This window comes from Erwinia sp. AC075, from assembly GCF_979253995.1.
Map to the genome: position 1 here is coordinate 2,394,186 of NZ_CEEDEU010000001.1, position 18,947 is coordinate 2,413,132.

At 55.0% G+C, this 18,947-nt stretch carries 23 protein-coding genes and 1 pseudogene; 18 read left to right on the forward strand and 6 right to left on the reverse strand.

The features are described 5' to 3' along the window. Position 1 precedes the first annotated feature (1 nt). The 4 genes and pseudogenes from AC0IXH_RS11315 to AC0IXH_RS11330 all read left to right on the forward strand — a co-directional run. A pseudogene (locus AC0IXH_RS11315) lies at positions 2 to 190 on the forward strand (GNAT family N-acetyltransferase); the annotation flags it as partial. A 102-nt stretch (positions 191 to 292) separates the two neighbouring features. Beyond that, entirely contained in the window at positions 293 to 451 is a 159-nt protein-coding gene (locus AC0IXH_RS11320) for a hypothetical protein (RefSeq protein WP_346565805.1), read from the forward strand. Positions 452 to 565: 114 nt separating this feature from the next. Further along, positions 566 to 976 (forward strand): ASCH domain-containing protein, encoded by a 411-nt coding sequence (locus AC0IXH_RS11325; protein ID WP_471720437.1) that lies wholly within the window; start codon positions 566 to 568, stop codon positions 974 to 976. Between the two features lie 183 nt (positions 977 to 1,159). Further along, positions 1,160 to 1,708, forward strand: coding sequence for a glyoxalase superfamily protein (locus AC0IXH_RS11330; protein ID WP_471720438.1), 549 nt, complete (start codon positions 1,160 to 1,162; stop codon positions 1,706 to 1,708). A 107-nt stretch (positions 1,709 to 1,815) separates the two neighbouring features. Here AC0IXH_RS11330 and AC0IXH_RS11335 read toward each other — a convergent pair whose 3' ends face one another. Together AC0IXH_RS11335 and AC0IXH_RS11340 are read right to left on the reverse strand one after the other, a co-directional pair. Next, a complete protein-coding gene (locus tag AC0IXH_RS11335) occupies positions 1,816 to 2,178 on the reverse strand; it encodes a DUF4406 domain-containing protein (RefSeq protein WP_013201198.1) in 363 nt (120 codons plus the stop codon). Further along, complete coding sequence (locus tag AC0IXH_RS11340) at positions 2,171 to 2,770, reverse strand: NUDIX hydrolase (protein WP_013201197.1); 600 nt, start codon at positions 2,768 to 2,770, stop codon at positions 2,171 to 2,173. Before AC0IXH_RS11340 ends, AC0IXH_RS11335 begins: the two co-directional genes overlap by 8 nt. Before the next feature lie 86 nt (positions 2,771 to 2,856). Here AC0IXH_RS11340 and AC0IXH_RS11345 point away from each other — a divergent pair, with 86 nt between their 5' ends. Beyond that, positions 2,857 to 3,612 (forward strand): DeoR/GlpR family DNA-binding transcription regulator, encoded by a 756-nt coding sequence (locus tag AC0IXH_RS11345; RefSeq protein ID WP_338570323.1) that lies wholly within the window; start codon positions 2,857 to 2,859, stop codon positions 3,610 to 3,612. 114 nt (positions 3,613 to 3,726) lie between these two features. Here AC0IXH_RS11345 and AC0IXH_RS11350 read toward each other — a convergent pair whose 3' ends face one another. Further along, positions 3,727 to 4,113 (reverse strand): tautomerase family protein, encoded by a 387-nt coding sequence (locus AC0IXH_RS11350; protein WP_471720439.1) that lies wholly within the window; start codon positions 4,111 to 4,113, stop codon positions 3,727 to 3,729. 5 nt (positions 4,114 to 4,118) lie between these two features. Further along, on the reverse strand, positions 4,119 to 4,421 hold the full coding sequence (locus tag AC0IXH_RS11355; RefSeq protein ID WP_346599690.1) for a carboxymuconolactone decarboxylase family protein: 303 nt from the start codon (positions 4,419 to 4,421) through the stop codon (positions 4,119 to 4,121). Between the two features lie 87 nt (positions 4,422 to 4,508). On the opposite strand from AC0IXH_RS11355, the gene AC0IXH_RS11360 reads away from it, so the two are divergent. The 3 genes from AC0IXH_RS11360 to AC0IXH_RS11370 all read left to right on the forward strand — a co-directional run bounded on the left by AC0IXH_RS11360 (position 4,509) and on the right by AC0IXH_RS11370 (position 7,737). Continuing rightward, complete coding sequence (locus AC0IXH_RS11360; protein WP_471721146.1) at positions 4,509 to 5,405, forward strand: LysR substrate-binding domain-containing protein; 897 nt, start codon at positions 4,509 to 4,511, stop codon at positions 5,403 to 5,405. Positions 5,406 to 5,548: 143 nt separating this feature from the next. Further along, positions 5,549 to 6,301: an NAD-dependent epimerase/dehydratase family protein gene (locus tag AC0IXH_RS11365; RefSeq protein ID WP_471720440.1), complete on the forward strand. Its 753-nt coding sequence runs from the start codon at positions 5,549 to 5,551 to the stop codon at positions 6,299 to 6,301. A gap of 188 nt (positions 6,302 to 6,489) precedes the next feature. Then, entirely contained in the window at positions 6,490 to 7,737 is a 1,248-nt protein-coding gene (locus AC0IXH_RS11370; RefSeq protein WP_471720441.1) for a diguanylate cyclase domain-containing protein, read from the forward strand. A 381-nt stretch (positions 7,738 to 8,118) separates the two neighbouring features. Here the strand turns inward: AC0IXH_RS11370 and AC0IXH_RS11375 are convergent, their stop codons facing one another. Continuing rightward, positions 8,119 to 8,280 (reverse strand): YnfU family zinc-binding protein, encoded by a 162-nt coding sequence (locus AC0IXH_RS11375; protein WP_471720442.1) that lies wholly within the window; start codon positions 8,278 to 8,280, stop codon positions 8,119 to 8,121. A gap of 187 nt (positions 8,281 to 8,467) precedes the next feature. Between AC0IXH_RS11375 and AC0IXH_RS11380 the strand changes: the two genes are divergently transcribed. From AC0IXH_RS11380 to AC0IXH_RS11425, 10 genes are all read left to right on the forward strand, one after another. Beyond that, entirely contained in the window at positions 8,468 to 9,355 is an 888-nt protein-coding gene (locus tag AC0IXH_RS11380; protein ID WP_013201190.1) for a LysR family transcriptional regulator, read from the forward strand. Positions 9,356 to 9,505: 150 nt separating this feature from the next. Continuing rightward, entirely contained in the window at positions 9,506 to 10,342 is an 837-nt protein-coding gene (locus AC0IXH_RS11385) for an alpha/beta fold hydrolase (protein WP_471720443.1), read from the forward strand. Continuing rightward, on the forward strand, positions 10,320 to 11,441 hold the full coding sequence (locus AC0IXH_RS11390) for an LLM class flavin-dependent oxidoreductase (protein WP_471720444.1): 1,122 nt from the start codon (positions 10,320 to 10,322) through the stop codon (positions 11,439 to 11,441). Before AC0IXH_RS11385 ends, AC0IXH_RS11390 begins: the two co-directional genes overlap by 23 nt. 82 nt (positions 11,442 to 11,523) lie before the next feature. Next, entirely contained in the window at positions 11,524 to 12,489 is a 966-nt protein-coding gene (locus tag AC0IXH_RS11395) for a BMP family protein (RefSeq protein WP_013201187.1), read from the forward strand. Positions 12,490 to 12,493: 4 nt separating this feature from the next. Beyond that, positions 12,494 to 14,002 (forward strand): ABC transporter ATP-binding protein, encoded by a 1,509-nt coding sequence (locus AC0IXH_RS11400; protein ID WP_013201186.1) that lies wholly within the window; start codon positions 12,494 to 12,496, stop codon positions 14,000 to 14,002. Further along, on the forward strand, positions 13,995 to 15,092 hold the full coding sequence (locus AC0IXH_RS11405) for an ABC transporter permease (protein ID WP_346595091.1): 1,098 nt from the start codon (positions 13,995 to 13,997) through the stop codon (positions 15,090 to 15,092). Before AC0IXH_RS11400 ends, AC0IXH_RS11405 begins: the two co-directional genes overlap by 8 nt. Further along, positions 15,074 to 16,015: an ABC transporter permease gene (locus AC0IXH_RS11410; protein ID WP_049789586.1), complete on the forward strand. Its 942-nt coding sequence runs from the start codon at positions 15,074 to 15,076 to the stop codon at positions 16,013 to 16,015. The genes AC0IXH_RS11405 and AC0IXH_RS11410 overlap by 19 nt, the downstream gene beginning before the upstream one ends. Before the next feature lie 41 nt (positions 16,016 to 16,056). Beyond that, positions 16,057 to 16,458, forward strand: a complete 402-nt coding sequence (locus AC0IXH_RS11415) for a RidA family protein (RefSeq protein ID WP_013201183.1) — start codon at positions 16,057 to 16,059, stop codon at positions 16,456 to 16,458. Between the two features lie 67 nt (positions 16,459 to 16,525). Continuing rightward, entirely contained in the window at positions 16,526 to 17,533 is a 1,008-nt protein-coding gene (locus AC0IXH_RS11420) for an aldo/keto reductase (RefSeq protein ID WP_053146372.1), read from the forward strand. Positions 17,534 to 17,578: 45 nt separating this feature from the next. Continuing rightward, the gene (locus tag AC0IXH_RS11425) at positions 17,579 to 18,136 is read left to right on the forward strand and encodes a flavin reductase family protein (RefSeq protein ID WP_013201181.1); all 558 of its coding nucleotides are present in this window, start codon (positions 17,579 to 17,581) and stop codon (positions 18,134 to 18,136) included. An 83-nt stretch (positions 18,137 to 18,219) separates the two neighbouring features. On the opposite strand, the gene AC0IXH_RS11430 is transcribed toward AC0IXH_RS11425, so the two are convergent. Beyond that, positions 18,220 to 18,606 carry a RidA family protein gene (locus AC0IXH_RS11430; protein WP_049789585.1) on the reverse strand — a complete coding sequence of 129 codons (387 nt, stop codon included), beginning with the start codon at positions 18,604 to 18,606 and terminating at the stop codon, positions 18,220 to 18,222. Between the last annotated feature and the right edge of the window lie 341 nt (positions 18,607 to 18,947).

The window sequence follows — 18,947 nt, forward strand, 5'->3', positions numbered from 1 at the left end:
GATGAATGTCACCATCGAGGATATTACCCCGGACTACAGCGGTTTCCTGGAGTTGAAAGCGGAAAGTATCGCCGCTGGATTTAACATGCTGCGCAGGCTGGAAGATAACTGGCTTAACGGGCAAAACCGCTTCGATAAACCCGGTGAAAAACTATCAGGCTTTTATGCAGACGGATTACTGGTTGGCGTATAAAAATCAGTTTAATACCCTCAAGACAACTTGCTGTATGCATCTATATCGCTATGCTAAAAATTCAGGTAATGACCCGACTCACCCGTTCAGGACGACGTTATGACAGCTCAGGATCAGATACAAAAAAGTATTCAACAAGCCAATCAGAAAGAACGTCACCAGTGGCGGCACGCCCGCTGGCTTATAAGAGGGATGCAAATCGCCATCTTCCTGTATTTGCTGTATCCGATTGTGGTGTGGGTACACCGTGCTTTGTGAGTATCAGAAAAGCAAATTCCATTGATCTATGCATCTCGCGTCTACCCAAAGTTTGCCACCCGTTAAACCGTGCTAAATTCAGCCCTCAACTCACGGTGATAAAAGGATTTTAAAATGAGTTTAATTGATGAGCTAAACGCGAAATATCCGGATGCTCAAGCATGGTCGTTCGGAGACAATCCTGAGATGGCAAACGAGCTTGCAAACTTAGTTGTTAAAGGGGTCAAAACCGCATCATGCGGCTCGCTTGCCTCATTCCAGGCAGACGAACCTTCACCAAAAATAGGCAGTTATAATATTGTCCTGGACGGACAAGGTACGCCGGTATGTGTTATCCGATTAGTTTCGCTTCGGCGAGTACGTTTCTCTGAAGTAACTGAAGAGTTTGCCAGGAAAGAGGGGGAAGGAGATTTAAGCCTCGAATACTGGAGAAGAGAGCATAAGGCTTTTTTCACAAGGGCTGGCTTTTTCTCTGACGATATGGAGCTTGTGGCAGAAGAGTTTGAGGTGAGTGAAATTCTGTAATCACGAAAACCTTGCCGTCACGCATCTTTACCACAACATCCACCAACCACACGCTGCCTGCCGCTCGCTTCCTTAAAGGAAATGGTGAAAGCATGTTAGTCCTCAACCTCATTGATTAAATAACTCTTGATGGTCGGGATGTGGTAATGCGAGCCCCCTCAATTCCTGACGACTGGAGATAAGATGCTATCTATCGAGCAGGCCAAAAACATGGCCGCAAAGCTAAAAGCTTCACTTGAGCTGCGCGATCAAAAGATTTCTTATGCCACCGCACTCGAAACAGTTTCACACCAGTTGGGCTATCGCGACTGGAACACCGCGGTGGCAACGCTGCCCTCCCAGACGGCAGAATCCCTGCATATCACTCCCTCAGAGATTAAATTCAATAAACCCATCCCTATTCTGCGCAGCTTTGATGAGCGAAAAGCCCGTGAGTTCTATCTTGAATTCCTGTCGTTCAGCGTCGAATTTGAACACCGGTTCGAGCCGAACTTACCCCTGTATATGGGCATTGTCCGCGAGGGTTTGCAGCTACACCTTTCTGAACATCATGGTGACGCCAGCCCCGGCGCAACGATATTTATCCCGATGCAGAATATTGCGTCGTTCAGAGATGAACTACACGGCAAACAATATGGGTACGGCCACCCGGAAATAGTGCAGCAAGATTGGGGCGATGTGATGGAAGTCTATGACCCGTTTGGCAACCGGCTGCGCTTCTGTCAAAGCTGATTCGTAGTGAGTAAATGTGGGGATCGCCACCTGCGCTTTCCCCTTATTAAACCAGGCATGAACTTAGCCCTGCCCGCTTTAGCTACAGGCGTTGTTGAACGACTCAATCAGGCTAAGGGGATATCTTCAATTCGGGTATAAATTGCCAGCCCGTGTTTCCGTGCTATTTCGATATCCATATCGGCACCTTTTGAAACGCCTGCAATACGGTACAGGGCATCACACTTGGTGATAAGCCGGTGCGCGACCGGATAGATCATCGCCTCACCTATTTCATCGTCGATAGATTCTGAACCTGCGGCTTTCGCCAGCGGTAACGCCAGCCATTCGCCGATGACCGGAATGTGTCCTCGCTGATAAACCTCCAGCGCGGCCTTTTCCAGACGGGCAAGATTAGCGTCAATCAGCGCTTGTTTTCCTTCGGTTCCGCTACGGTAGGGACCTGCGATAATAATCAGCTGCTTATTCATCGTAACCTCGTAAAATGACTTTTAATGCCACGTGATAAAGTAACATGATGGTTTTACCATCAACGATAAGGCCATTTTCGACTGCGGCAAGCGCGTCTTTCAGGGGCATTTCCAGCACTTCAATGTCTTCCCCTTCAGCCTCTATTCCACCGCCCGCGCTGGTCTTGTCACCTGCATCATATTCAGCAATGTAGAAGTAGAGTTTTTCGGTAACCGAACCCGGACTCATATAGGCTTCAAACACTTTCTGTACCGTAGAAATTTTGAAACCTGTTTCTTCTTCGGCTTCCGCTTTTATGCGTCTTTCAGGGTCCATGTTATCCAGCAGACCGGCCGCTGCTTCAATCAGATAACCCTCGTGACCATTCATAAACACTGGAAAACGAAACTGACGAGTCAGGATTACCGTTTCCCGCTCACGGTTATAGAGCAGTACGGTGGCGCCATTGCCCCGATCGTAGACCTCACGCGTTTGTTGCTGCCAGTCACCGTTTCGCCGTTGAATATCAAAGGTGTATTTCTTTAAAGAATACCAATCATCGGAAAGAATTTTTTCGTCGACGATCCGTACTTCTGCACGTTTTGGTTGCATACTTACTCCTCCATACGTAGGATTATCATCATAAGCAGCACACTCGTGCAAATTCAAGCAATATCGTGCAAACCAGGGATAATGACATGCTCACCAGCCAACGGAAACAACGCATCCTTGAACAGCTTCTGAAGGAAGGACAGGTGCTCTCGAAGGATCTGAGTGTTCGCTTTGAGGTCTCAGAAGACACCGTTCGGCGTGATTTACGCGAGCTTGCCGCGGAAGGCCGTTTGCAGCGTGTGCACGGAGGTGCGCTGCCTTCCTCTTCAGCCACCGCCACGTTTTCCGAGCGTAAGTCATTAAAAACTGATGCTAAAAGGAAGGTTGCGCAAAAAGGGGCAGAACTGATCTCTTCAGGCCAGGTGGTGATTATTGATGGCGGCACCACCACCTCAGAACTCATTGCCTGTCTCCCTGATGACCTGCGCATCACCGTGGTTACGCACAGCCCGAGCATTGCTCTTGGGCTCATTGAGCACCCTTCAATTGAGGTGATTTTGATTGGCGGACGGCTGTTCAAACACTCAGTTGTAACCGTTGGTGCAGCAACAATTGAAGGCATTGGCAAAATTCAGGCCGATATTTTCTTTATGGGTGTCACCGGCGTCCATGCCGAGGCGGGATTAACCACCGGTGATTACGAAGAAGCGTGCATCAAACGTGCATTTTCCGGCAGAGCGGCAGAAACGGTCGTGCTGGTCTCTCCTGAAAAGATCAACGCCGCGTCACCCTTTGTTATTGGTGACCTCGGGTTGATCGACACGATCGTGGTGGATAGCGCAGCCGATGAGAATTGGGTTCGCAGCATTGAAGAAAAAGGCGTCACGGTGATGAAAGCGTAATTGCACGACCTTGCAGGGTGTTCCGGCAATGAACGGCCTGGATTAGTTTTAGCGCAGAAAAATTCGCGCTAACTAACGCCATCATTCCCCACCAGCCTGGTTGTATGGCGATCGTCATTGCTCTTCAGACAGCATCCGCCCCTGACTGAAACTCCACTCCCCGGCGCTGTTGAACTGAATCATTACCATCACATCATCCGGATCAATATTCAGGCCACCGTGCAGCCTGTCGCACAATACGCGGCTCAGGTTTTGCTTTTGTGCAAATGAACGCGGCCTGCCCGCAAGGATATGAAACTGAATAAAATTATCGCTACGTCCGCCACTTTTATAATGGCGGTCAAACACGCGGAGTCTGGCAGGCAATTCTTCGAAAACCTGAAAGCGATCGCGGGGCGGCACGGCAAACTCCTGCTCAAGACTCTGTTGCAGGATGTCGGAGATCTGCATTATCTGCACGTGGCTGTATCCCTGGCGCAATATGATTCGCGTAAAAGGCATCTCTGTTATTCCTCTTCCAGACAGGTCAGGGCAGAAACTGCGGCTGGCCAGCCAGCGTAAAATGCCAGGTGCGTGAAGGCTTCGACGATCTGTTCACGCGTCAGGCCATTTTGTTGCGCGAAGTCGATATGCCAGGGCAACTGTTGCACGCGGCCCAGCGCTGTCAGCGCACCCAGCGTAAGCAGGCTGCGTTCGCGCGGCGTCAGCACTTCACGTTTCCAGATATCATTGAAAAGGATCTCCTGACTCAGTTCGGCCAGCTTCGGCGCCAGCTTTGCCAGGGTTTCCCGATTAAGGGATTTCGCCATCATCTTTCTCCTTATTGACAGTGAAGCGAGTCTGACGAAATACTTTCATCCTGAAAATCAAATTAAACGCGATCATAAGTCCCGTTTATCAGGATGATTATGGAAAAGTTAAGTCTGACCCTGGATCTCGATGCCCTGCGCAGCTTTGTGACCGGCATTGAGTGCGGCAGTTTTGCGCTGGCGGCAACCCGGCTTTGTCGTTCCACCTCCGCAGTCAGCGCGCAGCTGAAGAAACTGGAACATCAATGCGGCGCCGAACTGATGGTTAAGAACGGACGCCATCTGATGCTAACCCCTAACGGAGAAATCTTAATCGGTTATGCCCGTCGGCTGCTGGCGTTGAATGATGAGGCGCAGCGTGCAGTGAAAGGCGAGCTGTTACAGGGGGAAATCCGCATTGGGTTGCAGGAAGACTTTGGCGAGTCGCTGATGCCCGGCATCCTCGGCGAATTTACACGCCACCATCCGGGAATGCGGATTATTGCCCGCGTGGACCGCAACCAGGCGCTGCTTAATGCGCTTGATAATAACGCTCTGGATATGGCGCTGTTATGGCAGCCGGAGAACGCACAGCGTGAGGGAAAACTGATTAGCCACTTCCCGCTTGAGTGGATACAGCATGCAGAATTTGACGTCAGCACGCTGCTGGAGCATGGCGAACCCTTGCCGCTGGTGATGTTTGATAGCCCGTGCCTGATGCGCACACCTGCCCTCGCCTGCCTGGACCGGGCTGGCATTCCCTGGCGGGTGGTATTTGTCAGCCACAGCCTGAGCGGTATCTGGGCGGCGGTTCAGGCAGGACTGGGGATTACCGTCCGGACGCGCGTGGGGATGCCGGGTAATCTGCGCGTGACGGGCAGCATTTTGCCTTCGCCGGGGAATCTGGGGATTACGCTACAACAGGGACAACGGAATGAAGCGAATGCTGACGCGCGGACGGTACTGGGACACCTGATGGAGCAGGCTCTGCTCAGCGTGAAGTAAAGATTACTTTTACCCCTGACCTTCATCACGGCGGATTGTTTGCCATAATTCCATGCGGCTCAGACTTACAGACCGCCATGACCGAGCTAAACTCGTTTGGTATCAGCCCGATGATGAATTAACGAAACAAGGGATCCGGCACGATGACGGTAAAAACAATTCTGCTTACAGGTGCCAGCGGCCGTATTGGGCGCACCTATTTTAATAAGATGCGCGAGACCTATAACTTTATTCTTACTGACCGGAACGTACCGGACTATGAGATCGAGTCGCCTCACCGGTTTATTGCCGCGGATCTGTCGACGCCGGGTGTGGCCGCAAAACTGCTGTCCGCAGAACCCCCTGATGCGATCGTGCACCTGGCCGGCATTCCAGACGCCGATGCGGAATTCGAACAGCTCTTGCCGGCCAACATCCTCTCCATCACCTGGCTGCTGGAAGCGGCGGCTGCCACCACATGTCGTCGCTTTGTTTTTGCCAGCAGTGCCCAGACCATTGAAGGATATCCGGTTGACGTGCAAATCTCTCCGGGTATGGCCGTCGCGCCGGCCAATCTGTATGGCGTCACCAAATGCTACGGCGAGGCACTCTGTTCTTTTTATGCCACTCAACATGGCCTGTCATCTGTCGCGCTCAGGATCGGCGCCTTTGAAACCCGACATGCGGATGCACTCAACAATGCCCGCGACTACAGCGCCTGGCTCAGCCCGGAAGATGCCGTGAAGCTCATCACCTGCGCGATTGAAGCGAGGGATATAACCTTCTTTATCGGCTACGGCATTTCAGATAACCGCTTTAAGCGATTCGATCTGTCCGAGACCCGCAAGGTGCTGGGTTACCAGCCGGTCGATGATGCCTTCCGTGAGTTTTATCCCGGGCCGGAGCTTTTCCGCTAACCGGATCACGCCCGTAGCCTGATAAAGGTTTCATTAAAGGTTGTGGGCCGATTGGCCGATATACGCAGTCACAACCTTCTTTACCTGAACGCGTCATCGATAATTCCCGCTCAATTATGCAGGCAAAATGGCATCGTAGAAACCGCTGTCAGACAGGCCCGCGTCAGCAAACACCGGATCCAACCATCATGAACACTGTGATCAAACCTACCCTCTCCGCCGTTTGGTCCATGGACGCCCAAGGCTTATGCATCGCCAGTCAGGAAAGCCCCGCAGGCCTGATGCCTGCGCTGAAAGGCGTCACGCTTTGTGCCTGGCTAAGGCTGGCACAGGCAGATGATGATGCGAAGATCGCGCTGCAACTGGCTGCGGCGTTGGAATGTGTGACGCCTTTTAGTCTCGAAGTGCCTATCCAATGCCTGGACGGAACGACGCGGCGGGTGATTGTCTCCGGCCTGCCGGATCGCCAACCCGGTGTGCCTCGCCTGCGTTACAGCGGCTTTATTCTGGATATCACCGCACAGCGCAAAGCGCTGGAAGACGCGCTGCGCACCGCGGCGGAATATCGTCTGTTGATTGAAAACAGTACGGATTTAATCGCCCACTGTGACGCGGACGGCAGGTACGTTTCGATTTCGCCCTCTTACAGCAAAATGATCGGCTGGTCAGCCGATGAGATGACCGGCCAGCGGGTGGTGGACTTCCTGCATCCCGACGACCGCGCATCCGCCACAGAAGTATTGGAACACCTCTTCAACGGCGGCGAATTACCGGACGTGGTTGAGGTGCGCAAGCTACATCGCGATGGCCATTACATGACGCTGGGCACCAAGGCCTGCAGCGTTAGCGATCCTTCCTCAGGCAAAAACATCGGCGCCGTGCTGATTTCGCGCGACATTACGCGTGATAAGGAAAGGATGCGGAAACTCGAAAAGCTGGCGACTCACGATACGTTGACCGGATTGCCCAATCGGGCCTGGATCAACGAACAGGTTAGCTGCATGCTCTCGCAGGGCGAAGATCGGGCCTGGACAACGGTGCTGTTTATCGATTTGAATGGGTTCAAGGCGGTCAATGACTCGATGGGGCACGCGACGGGAGATGTCCTGCTGCAGCGGGTCAGCGAGCGGCTACAACACTGCATGCGACCGGGCGACTCGGTGGCACGTATGGGTGGAGACGAATTTGTGGTGGCAGCCAAGTGCAGCAATCGCGAGGTGGCGTCGACAATTGCCCAACGCCTGATCGACAGTTTGATAGAGCCCTTTTCTATCAATGGCATCAAGGTACAGGTCGGGGCGGCAATAGGCATCAGCCTCGCACAGTTTGGCACCGCATCGGCCAAAGTGTTATTTGATAATGCCGATAAAGCCATGTACCAGGCGAAGGCCCGGGGTGACGGGTCATATCAGTTTTTTGAGCCACCCGCAGAATAAAAAAAGCCGCCTTCGTGAACTGGACCCCGTTAAATAGTGAGATCCACGTCAGGAAGGCGGCAGATTTAACTGAAATAGCAACGATCAGTGCGGGCGTCGGTCGGGTTTGTTAACACTCTCCTGGACATACAAGGTGCCATCGCTGTGCAAGGTGCCGATACGGCCCGCCTCCAACAGCATTGCTTCTAACACCTCTTCCAGTGCATCTGTACCATGACGCGTTCGCAACAGAACAATTTGCTGACATATGGTTTCTTTACACGTGCCTCCGCGCAAGGCGGATGTGAGCATCAACGAGGCCCACCTTTTGACTTCCGGGTCTGTGAGCATAAGACCTCCTTCACCCATTATTGGGTAGCTAAAGTATAGCTCAGCTGGGCCTTAAGGATGGACGACGAACAGGGATTTACAGTGCGGGCAAAGTAGCGTTTGTTCACGGTTCACTTTGTCGAATGACTGTTGTGATGATTTACCGCAAACCGGGCATTTTGTTTGAGAGGTCCCTTTGGTCATTCTGCCCATGAGCTGATTTAAGAAGGACATTATCGTCGACCTTTTTGGTGAATGGGCCTAATCATACCACCGCTGATTATTTTTTATTCTGTTCGTTCTCGCATTCTGCATGAAAGCCCTGCTTTGCTAGTGCTGCCAGTTTGGCAACGCCCGTTGGTATCAATGTTGCATCAGCCCTGAACGTCATTACGGCAACATTTTGCTTTCAGGGGTTGGTATGAATTTAAATACTTATAAATATTTCAATGAGGTAGTGGCCAGCGGATCGATTCGTCGCGCCGCCGATCGCTTGCACGTCGCCCCGTCGGCCATCAGTCGCCAGATCGCATTACTCGAACACAGCCTCGGCGTTATGCTGCTGGAGCGCACCAACACCGGTATCCGGCTGACGCCCGCAGGCATGATGCTGGAACGCTTTACCCGAAAAATGGTACGGGATTTAGATCGTATCCATGAGTCGATTAAAAATTTAAAAGGCCTGCGCGAAGGGGAAGTCAAAATATGGGTGATTGAAGCGGTGGTTCAGGCGATATTACCGCGCATAGTGACTGAATTTAATGAAAATTACCCAGCCATTCAGTTCTCCATATATAGCGAATCCTCCGACCGGACAATTGAAGCGATCATGCGCGATGAGATTGATATTGGCATCGTTTTTAACATGGGTGAACGCCCCGGCATCGAGGTGATTAAACGCTGCGCTGCACCAATTCAGTGCCTGGTGTCACCGAAACACCCGCTAGCCGACCATGATTCTCTGACGCTGGAAGATATTTGCGCCTGGCCAATCGCCCTGCCCGTCTCCAGCTTCGGTCTGCGTCAGACCTTCGATAAAAATATTCGCAACCTGCATCTGAATCCGCAATCGATTGTGAACACCAATAATCTTGAGCTGACCAAAGCAATGGCGATGGCGGGCAGAACCTTAACCATCGGCCCAGAACAGATCGCCACCAAAGAGATCCAGCAAAATCTGCTGCGCGCCATTCCCATTGAAAACGAGGCGATGCAATCCGCCACCATCGAAATCTGCGTGCATCGCGATCGCTCTCTCTCCTTCGCTGCCCATCAGTTTCTGAAGCATATCTGCAAAGAGATTGGTTAATTCTGCCAAACCGGCGGGCGTTCTAAAACAGTCAACGCGGCGTGCTGCATTCGGTATTACATCACCGCCCGGCGGGCGTGATATTTATTTAGCCATCGAAGACTTCACGCACCTGACCTGGTCAGGCAAGACGCTAACGAGGGTAGAACCATGCCGAGCATCATGACTAACGGGATACTGACCCACTATGAAATTCAGGGCACGGGTCCGGCCATTGTCTTTGTCTCCGGATTGGGCGGAACGGCGGCCTACTGGCAGCCGCAGATTGCGGCTTTTGCCAAAGACTTCACCGTTCTGACCTACGATCAGCGCGGGTCTGGCACGACTGAACATCCCGCCGGACCATACAGCATTGAAACGCTGGTCGACGATCTGTTTTGTCTGCTTAGCGAACTGAAGCTGGAACGGCCGATCCTGATTGGCCATTCCACGGGTGGCGCCATCGGCCAGATCCTCGCCGCGCGTCATCCTGACCTGCTGGCCGGCATGGTGATGTACGCCAGCTGGGCGAAGTCGGACCGGCATTTCAACTGGTGTTTCCGTATGCGCCGCGCGCTGCTTGTGGGCAGCACGGTGGAAGAATATGTACATGGCAGCGCATTGTTCCTTTACCCACCGGATCATGTAAGAGCCAATGCCGAGGTGTTGTCCCCAGCGTTGTTGGCCTCGGCCGCCAAATTTCCGCAGCGCGAGGTGGTGCTCAGCCGCATTGACGCCATTATGGCGCACGATGCTATCGCCTGTTTGCCGCTGATCGCCATCCCGACGCTGGTGCTCTGCGCACAGGATGACGTGCTGACCCCACCTTACCAGTCGCGCCTGCTGGCTGCGGGCATCGCCGGATCGGAACTAAAAATCGTCCCGCAGGGCGGACACAGTCTGTCTGAAACGGAACCCGCATTGTTTAACCAGATTACGTTTGGGTTTGTGGCAGCCATCCACAGCCCGGCAAACGGAGGTGCTTATGAGCAACCACGAATCGCGTAACGTTGAGTTTGGCGTCTTTCTCCCGGTCGGTAACGGCGGCTGGATCACCTCTACCAACAGCCCTCAACTGCCGGCGACCTATGATTACAACCGCGACGTCACCGTGCTGGCGGAGCAATTAGGATTTGATTTTGCCTTGTCGATGGCGAAATGGCGCGGCTACGGCGGTCCGTCTAAACACTGGGACGTCACGCTGGAAAGCCTGACCACCATGGCGGGACTGGCGCAGGCCACCAGCCGAATTGGCGTGTGGGGAACGGTGCATACCATGGTTTTCCATCCGGCGGTAGTGGCCAAAATGACCGCTGTGCTCGATCAAATCTCTAAAGGGCGCTTTGCGCTGAATATCGTTTCGGGATCCAATCCCACCGATCAGGGGCAGATGGGGCTGTGGATGGATCTGGATCATGGCGAACGCTATGAGCTGGCGGCGGAATGGCTGGAGGTGCTTAAACGCCTGTGGACCGAAGATCGGGTCGATCATCAGGGTAAGCACTACCAACTGACCGACTGTATGTCGAACCCTAAACCGGTTTCCCCGCCACCGATCATCTGCGCCGGCGCCTCCGACCGGGGCTTCCTGTTCACCATCGAACATTGCACCGGCAGTTTTATGCTCGGCTCAGACCCCGACGATTTTATTAAAACCGGCCTGCGGGCCAAAGAGCTCGCGGCGCAGCAAGGTAAACCCGACTTCAAAACGTACGGGCTGTTTACCATCGTTCCGGGCGCAACCGATGCTGAAGCGCAGGAGCGGGTGGCCTTCTATGACGCCGGCGTCGATACCATCGCGCTGGATAACCAGACGAGTGAATATTCCGGCGATAAAAGCTTCAAGCAAAACACCATGGCTCAGCGTTTCGTTTCGCAGGGTGAGCAGCGTAATTCGATGACGCGCGCCGCACTGGTTGGCTCTCCGGAGACGATCGGCAACAAGCTGGCGGCGATTGTTAAAGGGGCACAGCTGGATGGCGTCACTGTGATTGTGCCGGACTTCATCGATGACCTGCGCACGGTCGGCACCGAGGTGCTGGAGGTATTGGAGCTGCATGGCGTCGATACCAACGCCCGTGCCTGGCAAAAATCTGTAAAGCGTTGATCGGTAGTCACCTTCAGGCTGGGCCTGTCTCAGCCTCTTATGAATCACCTTTGCCGCTTCGCGGCTCGCCAGGAGTTGAGCTATGAAAATGAAAATGATGTTGGCTTTTGCGGTCTCCTCAGCAATAAGTTACGGCCCGGTTGCGCACGCAGATGACAGCAAACCGCGCGTTGCCGCGTTGTTTACCCAAACCGTCAGCCAGGGCTCTTGGGATATGGCCGGCTATTCCGCATTCAAATCCATGGCGACCAAAGACGGTTTCGCCCCCAGCTATCTTGAAAACACCACCTATGAATCCGCGCCTGCGGTGCTGCGTCAGCTAGCGTCGGATGGCGTGAAGCTGGTTATAGCCCACTCATCCGGCTATTCCGCGGCGATCAAGGAAGTGGCCCCCGCCTTCCCCGGCACCCAGTTTGTACTCTATTCCTACGAGAGCACTACGGCGAACCTGCCGAACTACTCCGCCTGGTCGGTCGACTGGGATGAATATGGCTTTGTGCTCGGTGTGCTGGCCGCGTCTGCCAGTAAGAGCGGACATATCGCGGTGATTAGCGGTGAACCGATCCCGTCGGCTGAACGCACCGTGCAGTTCATCAAAAAAGGGGCGGCTTACGTCAACCCTAAAATCCAGGTCGACTCGGCCTATGTCGGCTCCTTCACTGACGTGGCCCGCGCAAAAGAAATTGCTACCGGCACCATCGCCCGTGGCGCCGACTTTATCATCCCAGCGGCAGATACCGCCGATGCCGGTATTCAGCAAGCGGCCGATGATGAAGGCGTACTGACTATCGGCTCCTATACCGATCAATCAAAATCCTTCCCGAACGCGATCATGACCTCCACGGTGATGAACTTTGACAAGTCGTATGCCGATATCGGTAAGCACTTTGCTGACCACCAGCTGGGCAACCGCATTATCACCGAGAATTTAGCCACCAATGGCTGGTCGCTGAAAACGCCGTTTGCCCATGTCGGCAAAGACGTTGAAACGAAAGTGTTTAAGGTGATTGACGATCTGAAGGCTGGCAAGATTAAGATTGAGGAATAGCCGCATGTCCAGCCCCGTCATCGAACTTGATCACGTCTCGAAGCGCTACCCAAACGGTTTCGTCGCGCTGAATAAGGTCTGCATGTCTTTTTATCCAGGCGAGATCCACGCGCTCCTAGGCGAGAACGGGGCCGGCAAGTCGACCTTGATGAATATTCTGTACGGCGTGCACGAACCGAGTGAAGGTGGCGTGCTTATGGCTGGACGCCAGGTGATCCACCGCCAGCCTGCCGATGCGATAGCCAATGGCATCGGCATGGTTCATCAGCACTTCAAGCTGGTCAGCCCGTTTACCGTTGCCGAGAATCTGGCACTGGTTGCCAGGGGCGAACGCCGTAAAGCGCTGCGGCGGGACGGGGACATTCGCGCCTTTATGCAGGGCTATGGCGTCGATCTCGATCCGCACGCCATCGTCGGCCAGCTACCGCTGGCATTGCAGCAGCGCGTCGAGATCCTGAAAGCGCTGGTGAATGACACCCGCGTGCTGTTGCTGGATGAGCCCTCCACTATCCTTACCCCGGCTGAAATTGTGGCGCTGTACGACACGGTGCGGCGTATCTGTAAAAAAGGCACGGCGGTGGCGGTGGTGACCCACAATGTCGACGAAGTGCTGGCTAACGCCGACCGTTACACCATTCTCCGGCGCGGCAAAACCAACGGCACGGGCATGACTAAAGACTGTCGTGCTGATGAGCTGGTCGAAAAGATAGTTGGCCGTGCGGTCGCCAGCGGCACGCGGCTGGGCAGCCAACGCCAGCCCGGCATTGAGCGGATGCACGTCAGCGGGGTCAATTTACGTCCTGCCAGTGGCTCGCCCGGACTGAGCAATATCAACCTGACGCTACGCCAGCAGGAAGTGATTGGCATCGCCGGGGTGGAAGGCAACGGGCAAACCGAACTGTTTGAACTGCTGGCGGGCCAACGAGTGCCAGAGAGTGGCGAGATCACCCGCTGCGGCGAGGAGGTGACGGTGGCGCTGGTGCCACAGGATCGCCATCACGAAGGGTTATCGCTGGATTTGCCGGTTAGCCATAATTTGCTCTATCCGAAAATTATGCAGGGCCAGTACCGCCGTCTGGGGCTGCTTAACCATGCGGCCATTGCTCAGCGCGCCGGCGAAATGATCGCCCAATCCGATATTCGAACCCACTCGCCGACTAGCCCTGCCCGCGCCCTTTCCGGGGGGAATCAGCAGAAGATCGTGGTAGCGCGGGCGATGGCGGAATCGGCGGCCATCATCGTGGTTTATCAGCCCACGCGCGGGCTGGATATGGCCGCCGCAGAAGCGGTGTTAATCCGCCTCACCGAAGCGGCAGATGCCAGCACTACCGTGGTGATTATCTCCTCCAATATTGAAGAATTACTGCGCATTTCCGATCGCATCGTGGTGATGAACGGCGGCCGTTTTACCGGCGAAGTCGCGGGAGATGAGATGACTATTGAGCGAATCGGCACGCTGATGACTCAGGGTCAGGGCGTGCCGTCGCAAGCAGCAAGGGGTGAACATGTCTGAATCAATCAATCCACTGACCGAATCCAGCGCATCTTTGCGTCGCGTTATCGCCAGGCTTAGCGCGGCCAGTTCCTTATGGGTCACCCTCAGCGCCTTTATCGGATCAGCGATCCTCGGGCTGGGGTTAATCGCCGCAATGGGCGTGCCGCTACATTCCGCCATCAGCGTGGTGTGGGATGGCGCGTTTGGCTCGGTGCGCGCGCTGTCCGATACGCTGGTGTTTATGACGCCGCGGCTGCTGGTGGCGCTGGGTGCGCTGGTGGCCATTCGCGGCGGCATGTTTAATCTGGGTGGCGAAGGACAGCTGCAAATGGGCGCCATCGGCGCGATGTTGCCGTTTCTCGCCTTCGGCGATATTGGCGCTGCCCTGCTGCCGCTGGCGATCCTCAGTGGTGCGCTTTGCGGTGCGTTGTGGGGATTGATCCCCGCCGTGCTGAAAGTCTGGCGTGGCATCGATGAAATCATCGTGACGCTGATGATGAATTTTATCGCTATTTATACCCTCAAGTATCTGGTGCAAGGGCCGATGCGTCCGGCGAATTCCAACTTCAATATGTCCGCGCAGTTACCGGCTGATGGCGTTTTTGAACAGGTGATTGCCGGCACACGTCTGCACTCTGGCGTGTTCTTGGCCCTGATGATTGCCCTCGCCGTCTGGGTAATGCTGAAACATACCGCATTTGGTTTAAAACTGCGGGCCAGCGGCCAGAGCCCGCGCTTTGTGCAGTTTCAGGGTCAGTCTGCGGCAAAAAATGTGATTTCCAGTATGGCGATTTCAGGTGCAATTAGTGGACTGGCCGGGGCATTTGAAGTACTGGGCGTGCAGTACCGTCTGATTGACGGCTTCTCTTCCGGCTTGGGGTTTGAAGGGCTGGCGGTCTCTTTCCTCGCCGGTCTTGAACCCTTCGGCGCCATCATCGTTTCGCTCTATTTTGGCGCGATCAACAGTGCCGCGCTGGCCCTGCAAAGTACCTTTTCGATCCCGGCGGCGTTAGCGGATGTGCTTGGTGGCATGCCGATTATTTTCCTCGCGACCATCAGTGGCGTGATGTTGGTGAAAGGGAGGCCGGTATGGAATTCGACGCTGTAACTCTGGCCCTGTTTTTTGCCGGTGGGCTGAGGCTCTGCGTGCCGGTGATGCTCGCCGCACTGGGCGAAACCGTTTCTGAACGGGCGGGCGTGTTCACCATCGGGCTGGAAGGTCTGATGCTGTTTGGCGCGTCTGCCTCGGCGCTGGGACTGGCAGTAACCGGCTCGCCGATGCTCGCTCTGCTGGCTGGCATGGCGGGCGGACTGCTGGCGGCAGCGGTGCTGGCATTCGCCACCGTTTTTGCCCGTGCCAACCAGATTGTGATGGGCATTGGCTTCAATTTGTTGGCCATCGGCGCGACATCACTGATTCGGCAACTATGGCTAAGCGGTGCGCCGGCAAGCGGCTCAATGCGGTCCGTCTCGATGTTAAAACTGCCCTGGCTGTCGGATATTCCGGTGGTGGGACGCGCCCTGTTCTCGCAAAGCCCGGTGTTCTATCTGGCGGTGCTGGTGGGCATCGCGCTGTGGGTATTGTTCCGCTTTACTCGCGCAGGACTGTTGCTGCGGGCGGTGGGCGAAAATGCATTATCCACCGATGCCGCCGGCCACCCGGTATTACGCCTGCGCTTTTTTGCCGCGTTGTTCACCGGCCTGATGGCGGGACTGGGTGGCGCCTATTTGTGCATCGTCGCCTCGGGCGGGATCTTCGTCGACGATATGACCGCCGGTCGCGGCTATCTGGCGATTGCCATCACCATCTTTGCCCGCTGGAAGCCGCTGCGGGTGCTGATCGTCGCTGTGGTGCTCGGCCTGCTCGAGGCCCTGCAGTTCCAGGGGCAATATCTGGGCATTGATATCGCGCCGTCGCTGTTAATGGCAATGCCGTTTGTGGTCGCGCTGTTTGCCTGGATCATGATGGGTCGGGCGGGCGCGGCACCGGCAGATTTAGGTCGCCCTTTCCTCCGCGGATCGGGGCGTTAATCACTTAACACCGTGGGCGGAAGCCCCAACAGGAGTCAGAGATGAATCAGGCAATAAATCCGGAAGGTTGGATCATTGGCAAAACTGCGACCGGCCTCAATCACCTTAACTGGGGCGTGAAGTCGGGCAACCATATTTCCGTCGCTGGCATGCTCTCGACCGATCCGATTGATGGCAGCATCGTTGGTGAAGGCGATATTGAAGTACAGACGCGCCGGGTACTGGACAGCATCAAAGTGGTGTTAGAGTCGGCCGGCAGCAGCATGGATCACGTGGTGATGAATCAGATCTTCCTGCGTAATCTGGACGACTACCATAAATTCAACGAACTGTACGTCACCTACTTCCCGGCTATTTTGCCGGCACGTTTTTGCGTCAAGCTGGAAATGGTCAGGCCTGAGTTTCTGGTTGAGATTGCTACCACCGCCATCATTCCAGCCTGACGACATGGGCCGTTCGCGGAGCGGCTAAGCTTACTGCTCCGCAAGTGCAACCAAGAGGATTTGCCAGATGCAATACCGTTATATGGGCCGCAGTGGGCTAAAAGTCTCAGAGATTTGCCTGGGCACCATGATGTTCGGCGGAGTGACCGACGAGGCCACCTCGCGGCAGATTATCGCCGCCGCACGCGACAGCGGAGTCAATTTTATCGATACTGCCGACGTCTATAACAAAGGCGAGTCAGAGCGCGTGGTGGGGCGGGCGATTGCCGCCGAACGCGATCGCTGGGTGCTGGCAACTAAAGCCGGTAACCCGATGGGCGAAGGTCCGAATCAGGGCGGCATGTCACGTAAGTGGATCCGCGAAGCGGCCCATGCGTCACTGACCCGCCTGGGCACCGATTACATCGATATCCTCTATATGCACAAAGCGGATTTCAATGCCCCGCTGGAAGAGATGGTGCTGGCCTTCGCCGATTTGATCCGAGAGGGCAAAATCGGTTATTTCGCCGTATCCAATTTCAAAGCCTGGCGGCTGGCAGAAACGGTACGTCTGGCCCATCAGGCCGGCATCGCTGGGCCGGTCGCTACGCAACCGCTTTACAACCTGGTCAATCGTGAAGCAGAAGTAGAAATTCTGCCTTCTGCTGCGTATTTTGGCACCGGCACAGTTTGCTACAGTCCGCTGGCGCGCGGCATTCTGACCGGCAAGTATCGCCCGGATCAGGCACCCGATGCGGGCAGCCGCGCCGGACGAGGCGACCCGCGCATGTTGCAAGCGGAATGGCGGCCCGAGTCGCTGCAGGCTGCGAGCGAGCTGGCGGCGTACGCCGAACAGACCGGACGTAAACCAGCGCATCTTGCCCAGACATGGGTGATGCGTAACAGCCTCGTGACCAGCACGCTACTGGGTCCGAGAACGTTTGAGCAGTGGCAGGACGGTATAGCCGCGATGGCGTGCGACTGGACGGCTGAAGATGAAGCCTTTTGCGACCGGCTGGTTTCGCCGGGTAAAAGCTCCAGCCTCGGTCCGGTGGACAGCCATCACCCGATTGAAGGTCGCGTCACTCGCAGGTGACAGGCATAACATTTTAACCCATTACCGATTGTTAAAGGTTCGTTCATGACAGAGTCCAGAAGTGCCCCTGGCAGCATAATCCCGCCAGTAACCGAAGCGGCAGGCAATGTTGCCGATGCGTATCGCGGCGGGATGCGCCTGCTGCCAGCCGGTGTATGCCTGATCACCACTCATCACGACGGTGTGCACAGCGGCATGATTGCCACCGCCGTAACCTCGGTCAGTGCCGAGCCGCCAACCTTGCTGGTGTGCGTTAACCGCAATGCGTCGATGTTTGCAATGATTCAGGAGGGAGGCCGTTTCTGCGTAAATGTGTTGTCGAAAGAGGCCGTTTCACTGGTGGATATTTTCAGCAACTCCAGCCGTCGGGCGGAGCGCTTTCAGACCGGTGACTGGAGCTTTTCAGCGCAGGGGGCGCCGATCTGTGCCGAAGCGCTGGTGTCGTTTGAATGCCGTCTGGCAAAGATTGTTGACTGGCACAGCCATGGTATTTTTCTTGGCGAAGTGACCGGTGTTACCCATCCTCGTGCCGATGCCGCGCCGCTGCTGTATATGGATCGCCGTTTCCATCATCTTAATGAGCTGGTGGTGACGGAAGTCTGATCTCGGCTGGTGACCGCCCTGACACACGGTCACCGGTTCAGAAACATGTTCGCCAGAGCGGAGGATGTTGCAGAAGACGTTGTTCAGAGCGGCAACATAATAACCAGATCGATTTCCAGCATCAGTTCCGGCTCAGCGAGTGCCGATACCTTGAACAGCGTGCTGGCGGGCAATTCCAGCCCGGCGAAGAAGCGCTCACGCACCGGATGAATTTCGGCCACCAGCGCCAGATTGGTCACATAGGTAGTGGTTCGGACAATGGTATCGCGACTGACGCCTAATCCTGCCAGTAACCTGTCGATATTGGCGTACACCTGCTCAACCTGTTGCCGCATATCGCCCACCCCAACGATTCTGCCGTCCTGATCCCAGGCGACCTGTCCGGTAGGAAACACCGGTGTGCCGGGCCGGATTTTGATGTGGTTGTAGTAACTTCTGGCCTTCAACCCGTCAGGATTTATGACAGTCATAACGATCCCCAATGCACAAAAGAACATCAACATTAGCAGATTGAAACCGGTTACCGTAGACGCATTTCGTCCACGCGGCGTTGCTGATAAGGCAACGCGCTGTAAAGGAAGATGATTGCTAATCTGACCTTGCCCAGACCTTGTCGGTGAAAAGCGGAGCTTTATAACGAGAAAAGGCCGCCGAAAGGCGACCTCTTTAAATACTGCTCCCCATCCGGCGCTTATCTCCGGCACTCGCATTGGCTTAGCTCTTGAAGGGGGCGAGAGAGATTATCCCGCAATCCTTAAGATGATTCTTAGCACTTCTTGCTCTGGTTACTATTAGCCTGCTTAGCAATTAA